This window comes from Verrucosispora sp. WMMA2121, assembly GCF_027460185.1.
Taxonomy (GTDB): domain Bacteria; phylum Actinomycetota; class Actinomycetes; order Mycobacteriales; family Micromonosporaceae; genus Micromonospora; species Micromonospora palythoicola.
In genome coordinates this window covers 2,413,903-2,433,488 of the sequence record NZ_JAPZBH010000006.1, presented here as the reverse complement: position 1 = coordinate 2,433,488, position 19,586 = coordinate 2,413,903, and the positions used below count along the sequence as shown (strand labels likewise).

Genomic DNA, 19,586 nt, shown 5'->3' with positions numbered 1-19,586 from the left:
GCCTCGGGTTGCTGGGGTAGACCCGGCGGCAGGGGTCGCGACGAGATCCGGCAACTGTCGGATCTCCCCCCGTCGGCGAACGTCCCGGAGGCTAACGACCCCGGCGATAAGAAATCGATAAGGACGACGGCCGGGGTAACGGCCCTCAACAAGTCGACGCGCTCTGCTTCAACTCGGCGAGCCGGCGCTCGATGTCGAACCGCTCCGGTGCTCCGGTCGGCACGACGAGCACCAGTGCGCGCTCCAAGTGTCGCCGAGCCTCGGCCGGGTCCGCGACCAGCAGGTGCTCGCCCAGACCAGCCAGCGCCCGGGCCTGCTCGTAACGGTTGTCGATCCGGACCGCCAGGTCGAGCGCTCGCTGGTGGGCCCGCACGGCGGCGTCGATGTCGCCGTCAGCAGCCAGGGTCAGGCCGAACTCGTTCAACGCGGTGCACTCCGCCTGCCGCTCGGCCGAGTGGGCGGTGAGTTCCAGCGCCAGTTCGTGCTGCCGCCGGGCCTCCGCGAGCAGACCCACGCCCCGATACGCCATGCCCATCACGTTGCGCGCGTCGGCCTCTCCGTACCGATGCCCCGTCTCAGCGTAGAGGATCATGGCGGACCGCAGCAGCCGTAGTGCCTGGGCGTGCTCGCCCTTGCGGGTCCGAACGGCGGCGATGTGGCTCAATGCGTTGGCGATCTGGTATCGGTCACCTTCCACCCGGGCCCAGAGCAGATGACGGCGGTGCACCCGCAGCGCTTCCTCGTAGCGACCCAGCCAGGTGAGGGCGATGCCGACGTTCGGCAGGTGTATTCGAACCCGGCTTATCAGCCGCATCGGGAGGTCGCGCAGGGCCGCCATGGCGAGATCGGCGGACTCCTGAAAATCACCCATCAAGCAGTGCACCACGCTCAAATTCCCCCGGATCCGGGCGATGTCCCCACGGCGGCCGACTGACTCAGCCTCCACCAGCGCAGATTTCAGCCACCGAACCGTCTGGTCATGCGAACCGGTCTTGATCAGCGCCGAGGCTAGGTAATTTTGCATGACGCCGACGGCACGACGGTCCCCCGCCTGCTCTGCGGCGATCAGCCCCAACTCGTGCGTACGCTGGATATCCTCGAAGTAGCCGCGTACGTAGTAGAAGCGCCACAGCACTCGCGCCATCTTCCAGGTGTAGCCGTGTAGTGAGTTCTTCGCCGCCAGTTCGATGAACAGATTCAGGTTGCCCCGCTCCCGCTCAACCCAGTCGATGTCGACCGTCTCTGGTCCGGGTAGGAGATCGGGTCGCTCCGGCGCCACGTCGCCGATGTCGCCGTAGATGTCGACGAGCCTGTTCAAGGACTTCGTCGCGACGATCGACAGTTGCATGACCTGGTCGAGCAGACTAGTGAGGGCAGCTGCCCGCAGCTCCGACGAATCCGTCTCCAGGCATTTTCCGCGGGCGAACTGGCGGACCAGGTCGTGCATTCGGTAACGACCATCCTCCGACTCTTCGAGCAGGTGACAGTCGACCAGATCGTCGAGGATGTGACTCGCTTTCGCGTAGGACAAGCCGGACATCGCCGCGACCATGCTGATGCAGAAATGTCCAGTGTGTAGACCCAGTAAGCGGAACACCCGTTTACTCACCTCGTGCAACGGCTCATACGAGGCGGTGAAGGCGGCAGCGACGCTGCGTTCACCCGTTCCGAAGCTGGCCAGTCCAGAGTCATTCGCGGCCAGACGAGCGGCCAGGTCGACCAGCCGGCGGTTGCGCCGGTGAGCCAGTCGCGAGCCGACCAGCCGGATCGCCAGCGGCAGGTAACCACAGCTGCGGACGATCTCTGCGGCGGACTCAGGTTCCGCGTGCACCCGCTCGTCTCCGGCGCTGACCGCGAGCAGGCGGACACCCTCTTCTGGCGACAGCACCGACAGCGATTCGGGCGGCCCGACATCCAGGTCGAGAAGTCGACGACGGGAGGTGATCAGGATGACCGACGACGCGGTGACCGGCAACAGCGGAGCAACCTGGTCACTGTCCGCCGCGTTGTCGAGCACGACGACCGCACGGCGAGCGGACAGTTCCCTGCGCCACAACCCTCGCCGTTCGTCGACATCAACTGGAATTCGGGGGGCCGGCACACCCAACTGGCGCAGGAGCACCACGAGGGCGGTGGCGGGATCCATCACGTTGCCCTCGTCGTGACCGCGCAGGTCGATGAAGAGTTGGCCATCCGGATGGGAAGCCGCCAGCCGTCTGGCGACCTGCACGGCGAGGGTCGTCTTGCCGCTACCCGCCATCCCGTCGATCAGGTGAACGACGGGTGCCGAGCCTGCGACGTCCCGACTCCGGTCGACCATCCGCTCGACGAGGGCCTCCCGGCCAACGAAATGAGCCACCGGTCTGGGCAGCCAGTCCCAATCCGTCCGACCGGTGTCTGGCTCCGTCGCGGTCCGCGCGCTCGACCCGTCGCTGCCGCCGGATGCCGCCGACACGGCGTCAGACACCGCACCTGGTCGGTGCTTGGTCATCTCCTGATGCAGACGCCGGAGATCCGGTCCAGGTTCGACGCCGAGTTCGGTCCGCATCACTCGGGCCGCGGACCGAAATACCGAGATCGCGCCGGTCACGTCACCGCGTCGATGCAGGGCTCTCATGAGCAGCAGCAGCGCGGGCTCACGAATGGGATGGGCGGTAACCGTCGGCCACAGCAGCGAAAGGGCCTCCTCGGCGCGGTCCGCCGCAAGGTGAAGGTCCGCGAGAAATTCCACCGCGAGGAGGTGCTGTTCCTGGGCCGCCGCCACGTGGGCAGCCAGCGAAGCCCCGAGAGGCACACCCAGCAGGGGTGGCCCGTGCCAGAGGGGCACCGCCCGCCTCAGCAGCGACCGCGCGGTCTCCGGGTCGTCGCGGAGGTGGAGCTGACGAGCCCGCTCGACCTGGTCGAGGAAGTGGAACAGGTCCACGTCGTCGGTGGCGATCTCCAGTCGGTACCCACCGCGTTGACGTACCAGCACCCCCCGGCCAGCGTCGTGCGCCTCGAAGGTCCGTCGAAGGTTTGCGGCGTAGGTCCGGACATTCGGTACGGCCGAACGCGGTGGATCGCCGGGCCAGATCTCGTCGATCAGTTCCTCTATGGCGACCGTCCGGCGCGGGCTCATCACCAGCTTGGCCAGGACGGTTCGTTGCTTCGGCGTGCCGAGGTCCACTCCGGACGAACCGAACGAGACTCGAAAGCCGCCAAGCACCTCGATCTTCACTCTTGCAACCCCTTGTCAAGCAGGGCTGGAGACAGCGCGGCGGCGGTCGATTGCAGGCCTTCCGGCGGCTGCTGGACTTCGGCTTCCGCCAAACGCCGGGCCACGTCAATCCGCTCTGGCACCCCCATCCGTCGGAAGATCGCCAGCGCCCGCGTCCAGTGCCGGAGGGCCTCGGTTGGATCGATGCCCCACATGTGCTCGGCCAATCCGGTTAGGGCGCGCCCCTGTTCATAGGGGTGCGCCACGCGAGTGGCAATCCGCAGCGCCTCGCGGTGCAGTTCGATCAGTCTCGGGGTTTTCGCGGATTCGGCAAGGGTCAGCGCGAGGTCGTTCAGGGCCGCCGCCTCCACGTGAGGTTCGCCGGCATCGGCTGCCATTCTTCGGGCGGTCTCGTGCTCGCGGACCGCTTCACCCGTGCGCCCGAGACCACGTAGGGCCACCCCGAGGTCGTTCCGGACCTCGGGCTCCGCGTAACGGTGTCCGGTGCGTTGCCGCATGACGAGCGCCGCACGCAACGCGCGGGCTGCCACGTCGTACTTCCCCATGCGACACTTCACCGCACCGATGTGACCGAGCGCGTTGAGAATATGGAACTGACTACCTAACTGGCGTCCGAGATAGAGGTGCAGGCGATGCACACGCAGCGCCTCGTCGTATCTGCCGAGTAGCGCCAACGCCAAGCCCAGGTTCGGCAGGTGAGCGGTCCCATGGGTATCCGCGATGACGCCTCTTCGCATGCGGTGCAGTCCCGTGGTCACCGCCTTCTCCGGTTCACCGAGGAGCCAGTAAATTGCTACGAGATTCGCCTCGTAGCGCGCATGGTTGATTCGGTCACCACGGCGCTCACAAATCTCCACGGCCTTGTCCACGTGCGCCAGCGCACCTGTATAGTTGCCGGTCCGCAGATAGGCCGAGGCGAGGTAGTTGTGCATCACGGCCATGGCCTTCTCGTCGCCGATCGTTTCCGCGGCCGCAAGACCCTGACGATTTGTTCCGACGATGTCGTCATAGCATCCCCGGGTGTACAGAAAACGCCACAGGACCCGCGCCAACTGCCACGTTTCCTGGTAGAAGCCCCAGTCGTGGGCTCTGCCGACGAGCATGACCATGTTGAACCGCTCGGTCTCCAACCACTTCTCGGCAGCGTCGTACGGCATCTTGACCAGGTCCGGGCGACGCGCGGACCCGAGCGAGACATGGATACCGAGACGGCCTACCTCGAGGTTGTCGGCCACCGGAAGAGAGATGTGCAGCATCAGATCGAGAAGATCCGCGAGCGCTTCTCTTCGCACACTTGTCTGGTCCACCCGGTTGGACAGTTCGTTGGCGTACTGCCGAATCAGGTCGTGCATCCGATAACGCCCCACCGTCAACTCCTCGATCAGGTGGGAGTCCAGCAGGGCGTCCAGTATCTCGGCGGTTTCGTCGCGTGACAGGCCGGCCAACGCGCTGGCGGCCAGCAGGCCGAACTCGTCTCCCGGATGCACGCTGAGCAGTCGGAAAAGTCGCTGCGCTGGTTCGTTCAGTGCGGCGTACAGGGCGGCGAACGCGCCGGCCACACTACGGTCCCCCGAGGTCAGGTGATCCAGCCGGCGCGCCTTACTCGCCAGCAGCGTTGCCAGGTCCGCCACCCGCCAGTTCGGACGATGCGCGAGCCGTGAACCGGCAAGCCGGATCGCCAGCGGCAGGTGACCACAGCTCTGCACCACCGCCACTGCCGCCTCGGGCTCCGCAGCCACCCGCTCCGCCCCTGCTGTGGACGCCAGCAGTGCGACACCCTCCGCCGGGTCGAGTAGCGGCAGGGACACCGGCGGACCGACGTCCAGCCCGCTGATCCGCCGACGCGACGTCACGATCACCAGGCTTCCCGACGCCGTAGGCAGCAGGGGCTGGACCTGCTCGGCGTCGGCGGCATTGTCCAGCACGATGATCACCTTGCGACCAGCCAGGGCACGACGCCATCGGTCGAGCCGGTCTCCGGGGTCCGGCGGTATCCGACCGGCGGGTGTGCCGAGTTGCCACAGCAAGGCCGCCAGAGCCGTCGAACTGTCCAGCTTCTCGGCGGGGTCGTGGCCTTTGAGGTCGATGAACAACTGGGCGTCCGGAAATCGGTCGATGAGCCGGTTGGCGACGTGTACCGCAAGCGTCGTCTTGCCGCTGCCGGCCATGCCGTCGACGAGATGGACTGCGCAGTTCTGCTCGCCGGTCCGCAGGGTCATGGACAGCAGGTGCTCAACGGCGTCGGCACGGCCCACGAAGTCCGGAACCGTCCGCGGGAGGTAGGAGAGCAGTCGACGCTCCTGGTCGTCGGCAACAGTCGACTCCCTACCCAGCGCTCCGGCTGCTCCGGACCGGCGAGACCGGCCGTCCTGCCGGCTGATACGGCGATACAACCGTTGCAGTTCCTCACCGGGCTCGACGTTCAGTTGCTCCCGCAGGGTTCGACGAGCTGCGGTGTAGGCCGCCACGGCACCGGCGGAGTCTCCCCCCAGGTGGAGCGCCCGCATGAGCAACAGGTGAGCCGGCTCCCGCAGCGGATGCATGGTCAGCAGTTCCCGTAGCACCGGCAGTGCCTCGTCATAGTGGCCGAGCCGGACTTGCAGCTCGCCGTACAACTCGGTGGCCAGCAGCCGGTCCTCGGTCGCGGCGGCCACCTGGGCGGCGAGCCCGGGTCCGAGGGCTGTCCCGGCGAGCATCGGTCCGCGCCAGCGGGCCAGCGCACGGGATACGAGTCGGAGCGCCTCCCGCTCGTCCGCGCTGAGGAGCCGCCGCGCCTCGGTCACCTCTGCGCGGAAGGCGCAAAGGTCCACGTCCGAGCACTCGACATCGAGCCGGTAACCGTTTCGAGCGCGGATCAGCACGTCCCGGTCAGGAAACATCGCCTCAAGGCCGCGTCGTAAATTAGCTGCATAAGTACGGACATTCGGGATAGCCGAGGGAGGCGGGTTATCGGACCACAGCTCGTCGACGAGTTGTTCGACCGACACCAACTGCCCCGCGTTGCAGGCCAGCATGGCCAGGACGGTCTGCTGCTTGGGCGTTCCGGGCGGCAACGCCTGTGGGCCGAGGCGCACCGCGAGACCGCCGAGAAGCTGAATCTGCACCCGACCCCTCTGACCGCATTCAAAGGATCACTGTATGCAGCTTAGCGCCGCCGGCACCCGCCACGTTGCAATCGGTACGGCGAGCTCGACCGGAGCGACAAGAAACGGAGCCGGCTTTCCGGGTGGGAGCACAGGTTACGTCTTAGGGAACAGCTGAAGACGAAGCGCTTCGAATCTTCAGGCGCTCTCGCCTCCTCCGCCCGGCGGACAATGGTGTGCGGACGAGGGGGTCAGCCGTTGAACGGCGCACTCACAGATCGTCGACCCCGACGTCGAGCAGCGGACGTATCGGCATTGCAGTCGACCCACTTCGTCGGTGCACAGCGCCTGTTTGACCGTCACACTGACGGGTAGCAGGATCTTCTTTGCGTTCGGCCTTACACCCGAAAACAACCTGTACGCGCACTCCTGATCGAACGCTGCGCACGGACATCATAGACAGAACGTCACGAATCAGGACGGTATTGGCTGATAGAGAGCATAGCGACATTTATTATCGCTAAGCATCAGATTTTCTACTTAAGCTCCTCCCAACACGCGAGGCGGGCACGTTCAATCAGGATTCCCGCTTCCCGACGAGTGAGGAGTAGGGCGTGAAAGGCAGCGAGTGGGGCTGAGGCTCCAACAAACTTCCCGACCGGCCTTACCGAGGTAGGGTGACCTGAGGTAAGGGCGCGACCTGAGGTGTCATGACACTTTCCAGGCAAGGCGGCACTGAGACCGATCGGCGGCTACGGCTGCTCGTCGGTCTCGTCGTCGTATCTGCAGGGATAGTCGTCCTCGCATCGACAAGACTCATCCTGACCTCCACCACACCGAGGTCGCTGGACGACTTCGCGACCATCGCGACGGTGGTCTTCATGATCGCGGTGGGCACGTCGGTCAAGGCGCGGATACGCATCCGGTCGACCACCCACCAGATCAACTGGAACGAGATGGCCATCGTGATCGGAGTGGCCGTCGCTCCGACCTCCTGGGTGGTGCTGTGTACCGGACTTGGTGTCGCGATCGCATCGTTCCGGCTGCCGGGCATCAAGAGGGCGTTCAGCGTTGGCAAGAACATCCTCGTCGCCGGGGCCGCCGGTGTGACCCTGGCGCTCCTGGACTGGTCCCGGCCGGCGGAGGACCTGCTCCGGATGTCGCTGATGCTGGCGCTGGCCTACATGGCCGCCGCACTTGTCGACGACCTCCTCGCCATTCCGGTCATCGCCCTCGCCACCGGTACCAGAATCTCCCGACAATTCCGGGACAACCTGGACCTCCGCGTCGGTGGCTTCTGCGTACGTTTCGCCGTCGCTCTCTGCACTCTCCTGCTGCTGGAGATCGACACTCGGTTGCTGCTCGCCGTTCCGCCGCTGGTGCTCAGTCTGCATTTGGCGTACTCCGGCCGGATTCGGCAGCGCACCGAGCAGCAGGTGTGGCAGCGGCTCGCCCAGACGACCGACGCGCTCAACGTGGTCGAGCTGGACGAGGTCCTCACCACCGCGGTCACCCGGGCGGCCGAACTCTTCTCCGCCGACGAGGTGGAGGTCGAGCTGCGTGACACCGACCGGGTGGTACGCGGCGGCGCCGACGGCGTCACCTACGACGGGTCGGCAGCCGAGCCCACCACCGTCCAGGGCGCGGTGGTCCCTGCCCGCCTCGAAGGGCACGACAAGACGGTCGACGTGGGCATGCTGCGGCTGCGCTTCCGCGGACCGGTGAAGCTTTCCGAGCGGGAGCAGTACACCCTCTACACCTTCGCCTCAGCGCTGTGCACCGCCATCCGCAACGCTCAGGCGTACGCGGAACTCGCCCGGGTAGCCCAGGCGCACGCGCACGACGCGACACACGACGCGCTGACCGGCCTGCCGAACCGGCGTCACCTGCTCGACGCGGGCAACGACCACCTGAACCAACGGCACGCCGACGGGGTCACCGCCCTCGTGCTGATCGACCTGAACCACTTCAAGGAGGTCAACGACACCCTCGGCCACACCGCCGGTGATCAGATGCTGGCCGCTGTCGCCGAACGACTGCGCGCCGCCGCCCACGCCGACGACCTGGTCGCCCGGCTCGGTGGCGACGAGTTCGCCGTACTCCTGCGCGCCCTGCCCGCGCCCGCAGTCGCTGCCCACCGGGCCGAGACGCTGCTGGCGGCGCTGCACGAACCCTTCGACATCGACGGCATGCGGATCAACGTGGAGGCCAGCGGCGGCATCGCCGCCGCTCCCGCCACCGGCGGCATGGTCGAACTGCTCCGGCGTGCGGACGTGGCGATGTACCAGGCCAAGCGGGCCGGGCAGCGGCTGGCCAGCTACGCGTCCGCCCGGGACACCGCCGACCTGGGTCGTCTCACGCTCGGCGGGGACCTGACCCGGGCCGTGACCGACCACGAGTTCACCGTCAAGTTCCAGCCGATCGTCGACCTCGGCACCGGCGAGGTCATCGCCGCCGAAGCGCTGGCCCGATGGCGTCACCCCACCCACGGGATGATCGACCCGCTGCGCTTCCTGGAGACGGTCGAACGTTCGGGCCTGCTCCCGGCCTTCGCCGAGGCCATCCTCGACCAGGCCCTGGTCGCGGCCGGCACCTGGCGCGACGCCGGCTTCGACGTACCCGTGGCGGTGAACGTCTCCCCCCGCAGCCTGCTCGACACCCGGTTCCCCGACTCGGTGCTGGCTCGGCTGCGCGCCCATGACCTGCCACCCGACCGGCTGATCCTGGAATTGACCGAGACCCTCACCCTCAGTCAGCTCGACGTCGTCGACCGGGTCCTCACCCGGCTACGCGCTGCCGGCGTCCGGCTCGCCCTGGACGACTTCGGCACCGGCTACTCGTCGCTCTCGCTGCTCTCCCGGATCCCGGTGCACCAACTGAAGATCGACCGGAGCTTCGTCACCGGCATGGAATCCTCCACCGAGGCCGCCGCGATCATCCGTTCCACTCTCGATCTCGGCCGCAGCCTCGACCTCGCCGTGGTGGCCGAGGGTGTGGAGCGGGAGGCGCAGCGACACACCCTCTGGGAGCTGGGCTGTGTCGCCGGCCAGGGTCATCTCTTCGCGCGCCCGCTGCCGGCTGGAACGCTGCTCGCCGCACTCCAGCGCGGTACCGGCGGCCGGGTCGGCTGCCTGGCGGTCGCCCTGCACGACGTTGGCGCGGTGGTCCGGCTACCGCAGGGACGCCGACAGGGTGGCCGGGGTCGTCACCAGCCGGCCTGACAGACTTGCCCGGGTGAGCACCACCACCCCCACCCGCCCCCGTACCGGGTGGTGGCACCGGATCGACACCGCCGCCGGAGGACTCGCTCTCGACCTCGGCCTCTACGCGGTCTCCGCCGGCTTCGCCGCGGTCACCGCAGCCACCTCCACCCTCCTGCCGCACCGCGCCTGGGGCGGCGTGGCCGCGCTCGGCTACCTCGCCGCGGCGATCATGGCGCTCGGTCAACTCCTGCTGCGGCGGTACCGGCCCGGCTCGGCGTTGACCGGGCTGCCCGCCCGCTGGCTGGTCACCGTCCTGACCTGGACCACCGTCGCCCTGCTCCCCCTCGTCGTGCAGAGCGTGCAGCGCGCGGCAGGACGCACCGACCGGGCCCAGGAGGAGGTGCTCGTCGTCGAGGAGTCCGGGCGGCGACTGGTGGAGACCGGCACCCCCTACCTGGGGCCGGACGCCATCGCCGCGCTGCCGCCCGGCGAACAACTGCTCGGCTACACGCCGTACCAACCGGGCATGGCCCTGTTCGGGCTGCCCCGCGCCGCCAGCGAGGCGTGGTGGAGCGACGCCCGGGTCTGGTTCGCGGTCGGCACCGCCCTCGCCCTGCTGCTCGCCTTCCGCGTCCTGCGCCGACCCGAGCGGACGGCCGCGACGGTCGGGCACGACGCGGCCGTACTGCGCGGGGTACAGGCCGCGACCGTCCTGCCGATCTGCGCACTGACCCTCGCCACCGGCGGCGACGATCTACCCGTACTCGCGCTCTGCCTGCTGGCCCTCGCGTTCGCCGCCACCGCTCGACCCGGTTGGGCCGGCGTCGCCGTCGGGCTCGCCGGTGCGCTGAAACTCTTCGCCTGGCCGGTCGCCGCCGTGCTGGTCAGCTGGGGCATCTGCCGCCGGGCGGGGCTGCGGGTGGCCGCCGGCGCCCTCGGCGTACCCGCCGCCGCGCTGCTGCCCACCCTGCTGGTGGACTCAGACGCCCTGGTGGAGAACGTGCTGCGGTTTCCCCTCGGGCACGGCCTGGTCTCCAGCCCGGCACAGTCACCGTTCCCCGGTCACCTGATCGCCGAGGCGCTGCCGGCGGGTCGGGCCGTGGCTGCGGGCCTGCTGGTCGCCGCGGCGGTGGCGATCGCCGTCCGGCTCGCCCGCCGTCCGCCCCGAACCGCGCGCACGGCGGCGCTCGTCTGCGGGTACGGGTTGCTCGTGGCGATCCTGCTGATGCCGAGCACCCGGTTCGGCTATCTGCTCTATCCGGTGGCGTTCCTCGTCTGGGCAGCAGCACTTGACGTTCCCGGGATCCGGCAACCGGCGAGCGAAGACGACTCGCAGGGCGTAGACCTGAAGGCATGACCACCTACCGCGACCGCACCGAGGCGGGCCGGGTGCTCGCCGACCGACTCACCGCCCTGATCGGCGAACCGGACGTCGTCGTACTGGGCCTGGTACGCGGGGGCGTGCCGGTGGCCCGGGTCGTCGCCGAACGCCTCGGCGCGCCGCTGGACGTGCTGGTGGTCCGCAAGCTCGGCATGCCGTGGGCCCCCGAGGTCGCCTTCGGCGCGCTCGGCCCGGCCGGCGTACGCGTGCTCAACGACGTGGTGGCCGGGCAGCTCAGCTCCGCCGACATGGCCGACGTACAGCGCCGGGAGCAGACGGAACTGGACCGGCGCGAACAGCTCTACCGAGCTGGCCGGGGGCCACTGGAGCTGACCGGCCGAACCGCCGTCATCGTCGACGACGGGCTGGCCACCGGGGCGACCGCCCGGGCCGCCGTGGCAGTGGCCCGTCAGCTCGGCGCCCGTCGGGTGCTGGTCGCCGTACCGGTCGGTGCCCAGGACGCGTACGAGACGCTCGCCGGCGAGGCCGACCAGGTGATCTGTGCTCAGCGTCCGGAGGCCTTCACCGCCGTCGGGGCGTACTACGACGACTTCCACGAGGTTTCGGACGACGAGGTGACGGAGGCGCTGACCGCCTCCGCGTGAGTGGACCAGGTACCGTCGAATAATGAGCCTGACCTGTCCCAAGTGTCACGGAGAAATGCGTCAGTACGAGCGCAGCGGCGTCGTCATCGACCAGTGCGGCGAGTGCCGGGGGATCTTCCTCGACCGCGGTGAGCTGGAGAAGCTGTTCGAGGCGGAGGCCAACTGGAGCGCGCAGCAGACCCCTGCCCCGGCCCAGCAAGCGCCCCGTCCGGGCGGCGGCTACCAGCCCCCACCTCCGCCGCCCGCGCCACACCAGCCGGGCTACGGTGCCGTGCCCCCGCCCCCGCCCCCGTCGCACGGCTACCCGGCCCCGGCACCTGCCTACGGCCACGGTCAGCAGCACTACGGCTACCACGGGCACTACCGCCGGAAGAAGCGCAAGAGCTTCCTCGACGAGATGTTCGGCTGAGCGGCACAACCCTGGGTGACCGGGCCGCCGACCGGCCCGGTCCTCCATCCCGCACCACCGATCGCGTCCTCGGCTGATCGCGTCCTCGGCATCCGGGGTCTCGAAGCGCGGGACGACCCCGGTTGTGGGACGCTGCCGGCATGGGGTCGCGAGCTTCGCACATCGCACTGGCCAACGCGTACGACGGCATCAGCACCGTGGTGGCAGACCTGAACGACAGCGATCTTCAGCGACCGACCCGCTGTCGGGGATGGCTGGTCGCTGACCTGCTCTTCCACGTGCTCTGCGACGCGCAGCGGGCGCTCGTCGCGCTGGCCAGCCCCGCCGGCGGACCGGCCACCGTGGACTCCGTCAGCTACTGGCACTCTTTTCCGGGCGGCGACGGGAGCGCCCGGCACGCCTGGTGGGCCCGTCGCTCGGCTGCCGCGTTCGACCGCCCGTCCGGGGTGGTCCGGCTCTGGGCCGACACCGCGCCGGCCGCCGCGCGCGCCGCAGGTAAGGCGGATCCGGCTGGTTTCGTCACCACTCAAGGGCACGTGTTGCGGGTAGCCGACCTGCTGGACACCTTCACCACCGAAGCCGTAGTCCACCACCTCGACCTGGTCCTGGATCTACCGGACGCGCCCGCGCCCGGGCCGGCCGCGACCCGGGTCGCGGTGGCCACCGTGGACGCGCTGCTCGGCGGCGCCGTTACCCGACTGGACGGCTGGAACGACCACGACTACCTGCTCAGGGCCACCGGGCGGCTGCCGCTCGGTGAACCGGAGCGGCGCACTCTCGGCGAATACGCCGCCCGCTTCCCAGTGCTCGGCTGAGCCCGTGAGCCTCGGCTGAGCCCGGACTCGGTTGGGCCAGGTCAGACGATCGCCATGTCCACGAAGCGCGACAGGTGCAGCTGAGCGGCGACGGTCACCGTGTCGGTCGGACCATTCCGGTGCTTGGCGACGATGAAATCCGCCTCCCCGGCCCGCGGCGACTCCTTGTCGTAGTAGTCGTCACGGTGCAGAAGTATGACAACGTCAGCATCTTGCTCAATTGAGCCAGACTCACGCAAATCAGACAATTGTGGGCGCTTGTCGGTGCGTTGCTCCGGGCCACGGTTCAGCTGGCTGACCGCGATGACCGGACACTCGACCTCCTTGGCCAGCAGCTTCAGGCCACGGGACAGGTCCGCGACCTCCTGCTGCCGGCTCTCGGTACGCTTCGGCGACGTCATCAGCTGGAGATAGTCGACCACAATCAACTTGAGGTCATGCCGCTGCTTGAGCCGACGGGCCTTCGCCCGGATCTCCATCAGGTTCATGCTGGGCGTGTCGTCGACGAACAGCGGCGCCTCGCTGATCTCACCCATGCATCGGGCGAGCTTGGTCCAGTCGTCGTCGGACAGTTGCCCGCTTCGCAGCACGTGCAGTGGCACTCGGGCCTCGGCCGAGAGCAGCCGCATGACGATCTCGACCTTGCTCATTTCCAACGAGAAGATCGCCGATGCCTGGTTGGCACGGATCGCGGCGTTGCGCGCGAAGTCCATGCTCGCGGTGCTGTTGTGCGTGGGAATCATTGATCGACCGGCCAAGTAAAGGTGATCCTCATTGTCGACCGTGACGCACCGCACGGGGACACTCGGCACCGGTCGCACATCCACGATGTAGCGGGATCGGGTACCCGCCCGGCCGACCGCGTGTCGGCGCGTAGCGTGCGACTCCCGCTTCCTGGTCAGCCGGAATACCTCGTCCGCCGTCGAGAAGCTCAATGTGAAAGCCGTCGAGCTTTCGGGGGTACGGCCGTTGACTCGCTTGCGGTTGATCGAGCATCGGTAGCCCAGGCTGACGACGAGCTCGTACACATCCTTGGCTAGCCGCTCCGAGGTGGTGGTGTACTGGACGTGTCCGGCTGCCGCAGCAGTACCGTCGGTGTCGAGCAGTCCCGCCAGCAGCTCCCGTCGCTGCTCCTCCGACGCTCGGAGGTAAGGCTGCGGAATGTGCTTGTCGTTCAGGACACCGGCGGCTCGAAGCAGCCCGGTGAACGAGCCACGCAACCGGCGACACGTTGCGCAGTGGCGGGCGCCGTTCCAGCTCGACTTCGTTGTCGTACCGCAGGTCTCGCAGCCTCCGCGGTCGGCGGTCCCGACCATGCCCCTCGACCTGGCGCCACACGTCCTTCCGCAGGTTCTTACCGCAGACGCGCGGGGAGTGAAGATGACGCCGCAGACGATGCAGCGACGATCGTCGAGTGGTGCCCGCGGTGGCAGCTTGATGCCGTAGGAGTAGGTCCCGCTTCCCGGGGCGACGATGAAGCCATCGGCTTCGACATACTGTGCGATCTCCGGGTCCGCCGACGTGAACCGGGTACCTGCCGAGTGCCCGTCGCCCAGCCACACGCCAAGCGTGTACGGGGGGATCGGCAGGTCCTCGCGGGCGGGAAGGGACAGCGGTTGAGCATTGGTCACCGCGTGGTTTGCGCGCCCGTCAGCCGGATGCCGCAGTGTCGCGGCGATGTGTTCGGTAGTTACGGCCCGAGGGTGTGCCACAGTCGTATTGCTGTTCATGACCCGACTCACCCGGCTCAGGTGGGCGTCGAACAGGGCATGGGCGCTGTAGGCGTCGACCGTCCGACGCCAGGGCTTGCCGTTTCGCGAGTACTGACGTTCGACAGTGCCGGCGATGCCCACCTTGGCCGCCACTACGTGCAGGACGTACCGGAACCGGGATCCGGCGATCTCCACGGCTTCCCGGTGGGTGACAAGCCGGTCGGGGATGGCGGTGACAGCCCGGTGTACGGCTGCCGCCTTGGCGCGTGCCGAGGCATCCCACTGGTAGCGCGGCCGGAGCTCATTCTGTTGGCGGCGTGAGGCCCGGGTGGTCGTCGTCCACAGGTGCTCGGCATCGGCGACGATGACTGATCCGTCGGAGAACTCGACCTCGTAGCAGGGGCGGTCGTGGCGCACCTCGTAGGCGTGCGTGACGGTGGTGGGGCGGCCGTCCGCACCGATCAGCTGATCGCCTACCTGCACCTCACCCATCGTCGTCCAGCCGGTGGGGGTCGGCAGGGGTGTGTCGAGTGCCAGCGCCTTTCCAAGGCCAGGTCGCCCCGCCACAATAATCAACTGGCCGGCGTGCAACCCGTTGAGCAGGCGGTCGAGGTCGGTGAAGCCGGTCGGCACGCCGGTCATCACGCCGCCCTGGGCGCCGACCGCCTCGATCTCGTCGAGCGTCGGTTGCAGCATGTCGGCCAGGATCGCGAAGTCCTCGCTGACCCGACGTTCGGTGACGTCGTAGACGGCCTGCTGAGCCAGGTCGACGATGTCGTCCACGTCCCGGCTGCCGCCGCTCGCGGTGCCGTAGCCGAGTTGGACGATCCGGGTGCCGGCCTCGACCAGACGTCGGAGCACCGCGCGTTCGCTGACGATCCGGGCGTAGTAGGCGGCGTTCGCGGCGGTCGGCACGCTCGCGATCAACGTGTGCAGGTATGGAGCGCCACCCACCCGAGCCAGGTCGCCGGAGTCGGCGAGTGCCGCCGCGACGGTGATGGCGTCGGCCGGCTCGCCCCTGCCGTAGATCTCCAGGATGGTGTCGAAGATGGTGGCGTGCACCGGGCGGTAGAAGTCGTTGGTCTTGAGGATCTCGACGACGTCGGCGATGGCGTCCTTGGAGAGCAGCATGCCGCCGAGGACGCACTGCTCCGCGGCCACATCCTGCGGCGGCGTCTTGTCGAACTGACCGTCGGGTGGCCCGTTGCCGGGCTGCTGCCCACCGGCCGGAAACGACTCCGTCCGCCTGTCGTCGGTGACCGACACCGGGCCCCCCTCCACTGCGTCGGATCGGTTCCAGGCTTACCGCCCGGGTGCGACAACGTCGACCGGCCGCTTCGATCGGGGGCCATCGGATCAGCAGGTCGTGGCCACCATACGGAGTCCGAGGTCGGCCACTCAACCGTGGCGGTGGATGAGCCTCGGGACAACCTGTGGACTCAGGTGGACAAGCATGTGCGCAGCGTGTGCACAGGGTGTGGATAACGGATGGGGAATTCTTGGCGAAAGCCCTCTGACCTGCGCAAACTCTTTCCCCAGCCTGTGGAGGGAATTTCCGGGTAGGGCTTTGTCCTGAACCTCCCGTAAGATCGGTGGCCTACGGCTACACCTGGACAGCGGATTGCACGTTCGGTTGAGAAGGGTCACGCTCCGGCCGTGAGTTACCGGGACTGGGCACGCGGGGAGGACGGTCCGCGCGAGCGGCGACCGACCGCTTCGTGGGCCGAGCCCGTCGAGGAGCCACGGGCCGCACGTTACGACTCGGCGGTCGAGCGTTACCGCACCCCGAGCCGTCGGCGAGCGATCGAGCGTGGCCAGGAGGAACCGGCCGAGCCTTATCTGCCGCGCTGGGCGCTGGAGTCGGGCGTCAGCAGCGTCGACGGTGGTGGTCGGCATGCCGCGCCGGACGACGATGACGACGACCGGCCGCGCTACGGCGACGGCGGCCGCCGATCGTCAGGGGTCTACCGGAGCGAGAGCAGCCGGCGCTCCCAGGAGGCCGACTGGCGCGATTCCCAACCCCGCGCCATCGCCTCGTCGCCGGCGGTGCCACCGCAGTCCGACCATACCCGCGAGTGGACCTTCGACCGTCCACAGGAGGAGGGGTACGTCGGCAGCCGGCGGGCCGAGGAGGACGATCCGGTCTCCGGTGTGACGCCGCAGAGCCGGCCCCGCCGCGCACAGTCCCGGCAACGCCAGGTGACCTGGTCCGGGCTGGAGGACGAGGCCGAGCAGACGTCCGACTCGGAGTCGGCCGCCGCCCCGACGCCGCGACGTCGGCGGCGGGCGGCGGAACCGGCACCCGGTTCGGCCGTGGATCCCTGGGAGCGGGCGGCGGAGCCGTGGGATCGGGCCGCGGAACCCGAGGTACGACCGCCCGCGGTGGATCCGTGGGACGCCTCCGGTCTGCACGCCTGGCAGCAGCCCGCCGGTCCCAACCGGCGTGCCGATTCCGCCCCGGTCGACCCCTGGGACGCGGACAGCACGAGCCAGTGGCTTCAGTCGTCGGCGTCAGAGCAGTGGCTGGAGCCGGACAGCACGGGCCAGTGGGACCGCGACCCCGAGCTCGATCGACGGGAACGGCAGCGGGACCGTAACCGGTGGGAGGATTATTCCGAGCCGGACCGCTGGGATCGTACGGAGCACCCCCGGTCGGATGGCGCACCGGGTGTCCAGCAGTGGTCGTGGAGCACCCGGCCGGAGCCGGGGCCACCGCAGGAGACCTTCTGGCCGGGCACCCGACTTGCCGGTGATGATCCACGGTGGGTGGACGCGCCCGCGTCGGCACCCCGGTCGCCGGTGGTGGGCTACACGGCGCCGCGTCCCCGGGCGGTGCCCCGGCGACGTACGGCTGCGGTGCCGCAGCCTGGGCCGGTCGGCATGGCGGCGGTACGGCGCCGCATCGAGTCGGTGGGCAACGCCAGTTGGAACCGCCGGCTGGAAGACGACCTGCTCGATCCCGATCCGGGTGGTCCCTGGCTGCCGCTGCTCTACACGGCGGCCTGTTACGTCCTACCGGCGGTCGTGGTCTTCGTCTGGCTGCTGACCCTGGACGGGGCGCCACCCGTGGGCTGTGTGACCGACATCAGCGGCGGCGGGTGTGAGTCACCCCGGGCGCGGGCGTTCGGGGCGATGGTGGGCGGGCTGCCGCGGTTCGGCCTGGCCCTGGTCAGCAGCCTGGCGATCGCGACGCTGCTGCGTCGGGTGGGTACGACCTGGCGTCCGACCACTGTGGCGCTCGCCGCCGCCGTGGTGGGTGGCGGCCTCTCGACGGTGATGATCAGCGCGGTGACCGGCCAGCCCATCGGTTGACCGGGTATTCCGTGGAAGACGACGCGGGGCCCGCACCGGTGGACGGTGCGGGCCCCGCGTCGTTCGCCGGTGCCGGGTATCAGCCCTGCACGACGTTGAGGTTGAACGTGGCGGTCACCTCGGGGTGCAGCTTGATCCGCACGGGGTGCGACCCGATCGACTTGATGTGACCGGAAACCTCCAGCCGCCGCCGGTCGAGGGACGGGCCGCCGGCCGCCTTGACGGCGTCGACGATCTCGGCCGGGGTGACCGAGCCGAAGAGCCGGCCACCTTCGCCGGCACGGGCCTTCATGTTCACCTTGAGGGCCTCGAGCTGCGCCTTCACCTCGTTGGCGTGATCCAGGTCGCGGATCTCGCGGGCCGAACGGGCCCGCTTGATGAGGGTGACCTGCTTCTCCGCGCCCTTGGTCCAGGCGATCGCGAAGCCCTGCGGGAGCAGGTAGTTACGGCCGTAGCCGTTCTTGACCTCCACGATGTCGCCCGGGGCACCGAGCCCGGACACCTCCTGCGTCAGGATGATCTTCATGTCGGTGCCTCTCTCAGCGGGCCGTCGCGGTGTACGGCAGGAGCGCCATCTCACGGGCGTTCTTGACCGCACGCGCGATCTGCCGCTGCTGCTGCGAGGTGACGCCGGTCACCCGCCGAGCGCGGATCTTGCCGCGGTCGGAGATGAACTTGCGCAGCAGCGCGGTGTCCTTGTAGTCGATGTAGGTGATCCCGTCCTTGTCGAGCGGGTTCACCTTCTTCTTCGGCTTGCGCAGTGCCGCAGCCTTCGCCATTGCTCTTGCTCCTGGTTTACGATCACGGGCGCTCGGCGCCATTAGAACGGAGGCTCCTCGTCGAAGTTGCCGCCACCCGAACGTGCGGGAGCCGGTGCGGCCGAAGCCCAGGGGTCGTCGAAGTTGCCTCCGCCGCCCTGGCCACCACCGCCACCACTACCGAAGCCGCCGCCACCGCCGCCGGACCGGGACATCTTCTGCACCTTCGCCGTGGCGTAGCGCAGTGACGGGCCGATCTCGTCGACCTCCAGCTCGATGACGGTGCGCTTCTCACCCTCGCGGGTCTCGTAGGACCGCTGACGCAGCCGACCCGAGACGATCACGCGGGCGCCGCGCTGTAGCGACTCCGCCACGTGCTCCGCGGCCTGCCGCCAGACGGTGCACGAAAGGAACAGCGGCTCGCCGTCCTTCCACTCACCGGACGCCTTGTCCATGAACCGGGGCGTCGACGCGACCCGGAACTTGGCGACCGCGGCACCGGAGGGGGTGAACCGCAACTCGGGGTCATCGGTCAGGTTGCCGATGACCGTGATGGTGGTGTCTCCTGCCATGACCAACTCCTCGCGCGCTCATCCGTTCCGCCGTACAGGTTCTCAGAACCCTCCGACGGTGACGGTGAGGCTGATCCGGGTGGGGCCGGGGTGGGTTTGCTAGCGCATCTCCGGCCGGAGGACCTTCGTACGCAGCACGGACTCGTTGAGCCGCAGCTGGCGGTCCAGCTCGGCCACCGCCTCCGGCGTCGCCTGAAGGTCGATGACGGCGTAGATGCCCTCGGCCTTCTTGTTGATCTCGTAGGCGAGGCGCCGGCGGCCCCACACATCGGTCTTCTCCACCGAGCCACCCGCGGTCCTGATCACATTCAGGTACGTGTCGAGCGACGGGGCGACGGTGCGCTCCTCGAGGCTGGGGTCGAGGATCACCATGATCTCGTAATGACGCAAGACGTGCTCACCTCCTGTGGGCTATGCGGCCACGGTCCTTCCGTGGCAGGAGGTCGTGCGTCGTGGCCCGTTCCGGCACCGGGGGAACCCGACCGGGGACGGACAACCGGACCAGGATACCCGGCCCCG

13 protein-coding genes and 1 pseudogene are annotated in these 19,586 nt (G+C 68.7%); 6 read left to right on the top strand and 8 right to left on the bottom strand.

Annotated elements, in window-relative coordinates; genetic code table 11:
• Window positions 1-145: 145 nt before the first annotated feature.
• From O7605_RS20045 to O7605_RS20040, 3 genes and pseudogenes are all read right to left on the bottom strand, one after another.
• The gene (locus O7605_RS20045) at window positions 146-2,923 is read right to left on the bottom strand and encodes an ATP-binding protein (RefSeq protein WP_269740584.1); all 2,778 of its coding nucleotides are present in this window, start codon (window positions 2,921-2,923) and stop codon (window positions 146-148) included.
• Window positions 2,924-2,953: 30 nt separating this feature from the next.
• Window positions 2,954-3,166, bottom strand: a pseudogene (locus O7605_RS32160) (AfsR/SARP family transcriptional regulator); the annotation flags it as partial.
• Window positions 3,167-3,213: 47 nt separating this feature from the next.
• Window positions 3,214-6,321 carry an AfsR/SARP family transcriptional regulator gene (locus tag O7605_RS20040; RefSeq protein ID WP_269740583.1) on the bottom strand — a complete coding sequence of 1,036 codons (3,108 nt, stop codon included), beginning with the start codon at window positions 6,319-6,321 and terminating at the stop codon, window positions 3,214-3,216.
• A 689-nt stretch (window positions 6,322-7,010) separates the two neighbouring features.
• On the opposite strand from O7605_RS20040, the gene O7605_RS20035 reads away from it, so the two are divergent.
• The 5 genes from O7605_RS20035 (at window position 7,011) to O7605_RS20015 (ending at window position 12,713) form a co-directional block, all read left to right on the top strand.
• Window positions 7,011-9,521 (top strand): putative bifunctional diguanylate cyclase/phosphodiesterase, encoded by a 2,511-nt coding sequence (locus O7605_RS20035; RefSeq protein WP_269740582.1) that lies wholly within the window; start codon window positions 7,011-7,013, stop codon window positions 9,519-9,521.
• Between the two features lie 13 nt (window positions 9,522-9,534).
• Entirely contained in the window at window positions 9,535-10,860 is a 1,326-nt protein-coding gene (locus O7605_RS20030) for a glycosyltransferase family 87 protein (protein WP_269740581.1), read from the top strand.
• Window positions 10,857-11,489, top strand: coding sequence for a phosphoribosyltransferase (locus O7605_RS20025; protein ID WP_269740580.1), 633 nt, complete (start codon window positions 10,857-10,859; stop codon window positions 11,487-11,489). The genes O7605_RS20030 and O7605_RS20025 overlap by 4 nt, the downstream gene beginning before the upstream one ends.
• Window positions 11,490-11,508: 19 nt before the next feature.
• Window positions 11,509-11,898, top strand: coding sequence for a TFIIB-type zinc ribbon-containing protein (locus O7605_RS20020; protein ID WP_269742694.1), 390 nt, complete (start codon window positions 11,509-11,511; stop codon window positions 11,896-11,898).
• 140 nt (window positions 11,899-12,038) lie between these two features.
• The gene (locus O7605_RS20015; RefSeq protein ID WP_269740579.1) at window positions 12,039-12,713 is read left to right on the top strand and encodes a maleylpyruvate isomerase N-terminal domain-containing protein; all 675 of its coding nucleotides are present in this window, start codon (window positions 12,039-12,041) and stop codon (window positions 12,711-12,713) included.
• Between the two features lie 41 nt (window positions 12,714-12,754).
• Here the strand turns inward: O7605_RS20015 and dnaB are convergent, their stop codons facing one another.
• On the bottom strand, window positions 12,755-15,706 hold the full coding sequence (gene dnaB / locus O7605_RS20010) for a replicative DNA helicase (RefSeq protein WP_443083946.1): 2,952 nt from the start codon (window positions 15,704-15,706) through the stop codon (window positions 12,755-12,757).
• Between the two features lie 375 nt (window positions 15,707-16,081).
• Here dnaB and O7605_RS20005 point away from each other — a divergent pair, with 375 nt between their 5' ends.
• Window positions 16,082-17,737: a hypothetical protein gene (locus tag O7605_RS20005; RefSeq protein ID WP_269740577.1), complete on the top strand. Its 1,656-nt coding sequence runs from the start codon at window positions 16,082-16,084 to the stop codon at window positions 17,735-17,737.
• A gap of 79 nt (window positions 17,738-17,816) precedes the next feature.
• Here O7605_RS20005 and rplI read toward each other — a convergent pair whose 3' ends face one another.
• The 4 genes from rplI to rpsF form a co-directional block, all read right to left on the bottom strand.
• Window positions 17,817-18,263 (bottom strand): 50S ribosomal protein L9, encoded by a 447-nt coding sequence (rplI, locus tag O7605_RS20000; RefSeq protein ID WP_269740576.1) that lies wholly within the window; start codon window positions 18,261-18,263, stop codon window positions 17,817-17,819.
• 13 nt (window positions 18,264-18,276) lie between these two features.
• Entirely contained in the window at window positions 18,277-18,516 is a 240-nt protein-coding gene (gene rpsR / locus O7605_RS19995) for a 30S ribosomal protein S18 (protein ID WP_007073789.1), read from the bottom strand.
• Between the two features lie 41 nt (window positions 18,517-18,557).
• Window positions 18,558-19,067, bottom strand: a complete 510-nt coding sequence (locus O7605_RS19990; protein ID WP_164448791.1) for a single-stranded DNA-binding protein — start codon at window positions 19,065-19,067, stop codon at window positions 18,558-18,560.
• Window positions 19,068-19,166: 99 nt separating this feature from the next.
• Complete coding sequence (gene rpsF, locus O7605_RS19985; RefSeq protein ID WP_093409369.1) at window positions 19,167-19,457, bottom strand: 30S ribosomal protein S6; 291 nt, start codon at window positions 19,455-19,457, stop codon at window positions 19,167-19,169.
• Between the last annotated feature and the right edge of the window lie 129 nt (window positions 19,458-19,586).

What these genes read in the sequence shown, in the direction of transcription:
- O7605_RS19990 (WP_164448791.1), bottom strand. Translation starts at nt 19,067, where the DNA reads ATGGCAGGAGACACCACCATCACGGTCATCGGCAACCTGACCGATGAC.
- O7605_RS20015 (WP_269740579.1), top strand. Translation starts at nt 12,039, where the DNA reads ATGGGGTCGCGAGCTTCGCACATCGCACTGGCCAACGCGTACGACGGC.
- rpsR (WP_007073789.1), bottom strand. Translation starts at nt 18,516, where the DNA reads ATGGCGAAGGCTGCGGCACTGCGCAAGCCGAAGAAGAAGGTGAACCCG.
- O7605_RS20025 (WP_269740580.1), top strand. Translation starts at nt 10,857, where the DNA reads ATGACCACCTACCGCGACCGCACCGAGGCGGGCCGGGTGCTCGCCGAC.
- O7605_RS20035 (WP_269740582.1), top strand. Translation starts at nt 7,011, where the DNA reads ATGACACTTTCCAGGCAAGGCGGCACTGAGACCGATCGGCGGCTACGG.
- rplI (WP_269740576.1), bottom strand. Translation starts at nt 18,263, where the DNA reads ATGAAGATCATCCTGACGCAGGAGGTGTCCGGGCTCGGTGCCCCGGGC.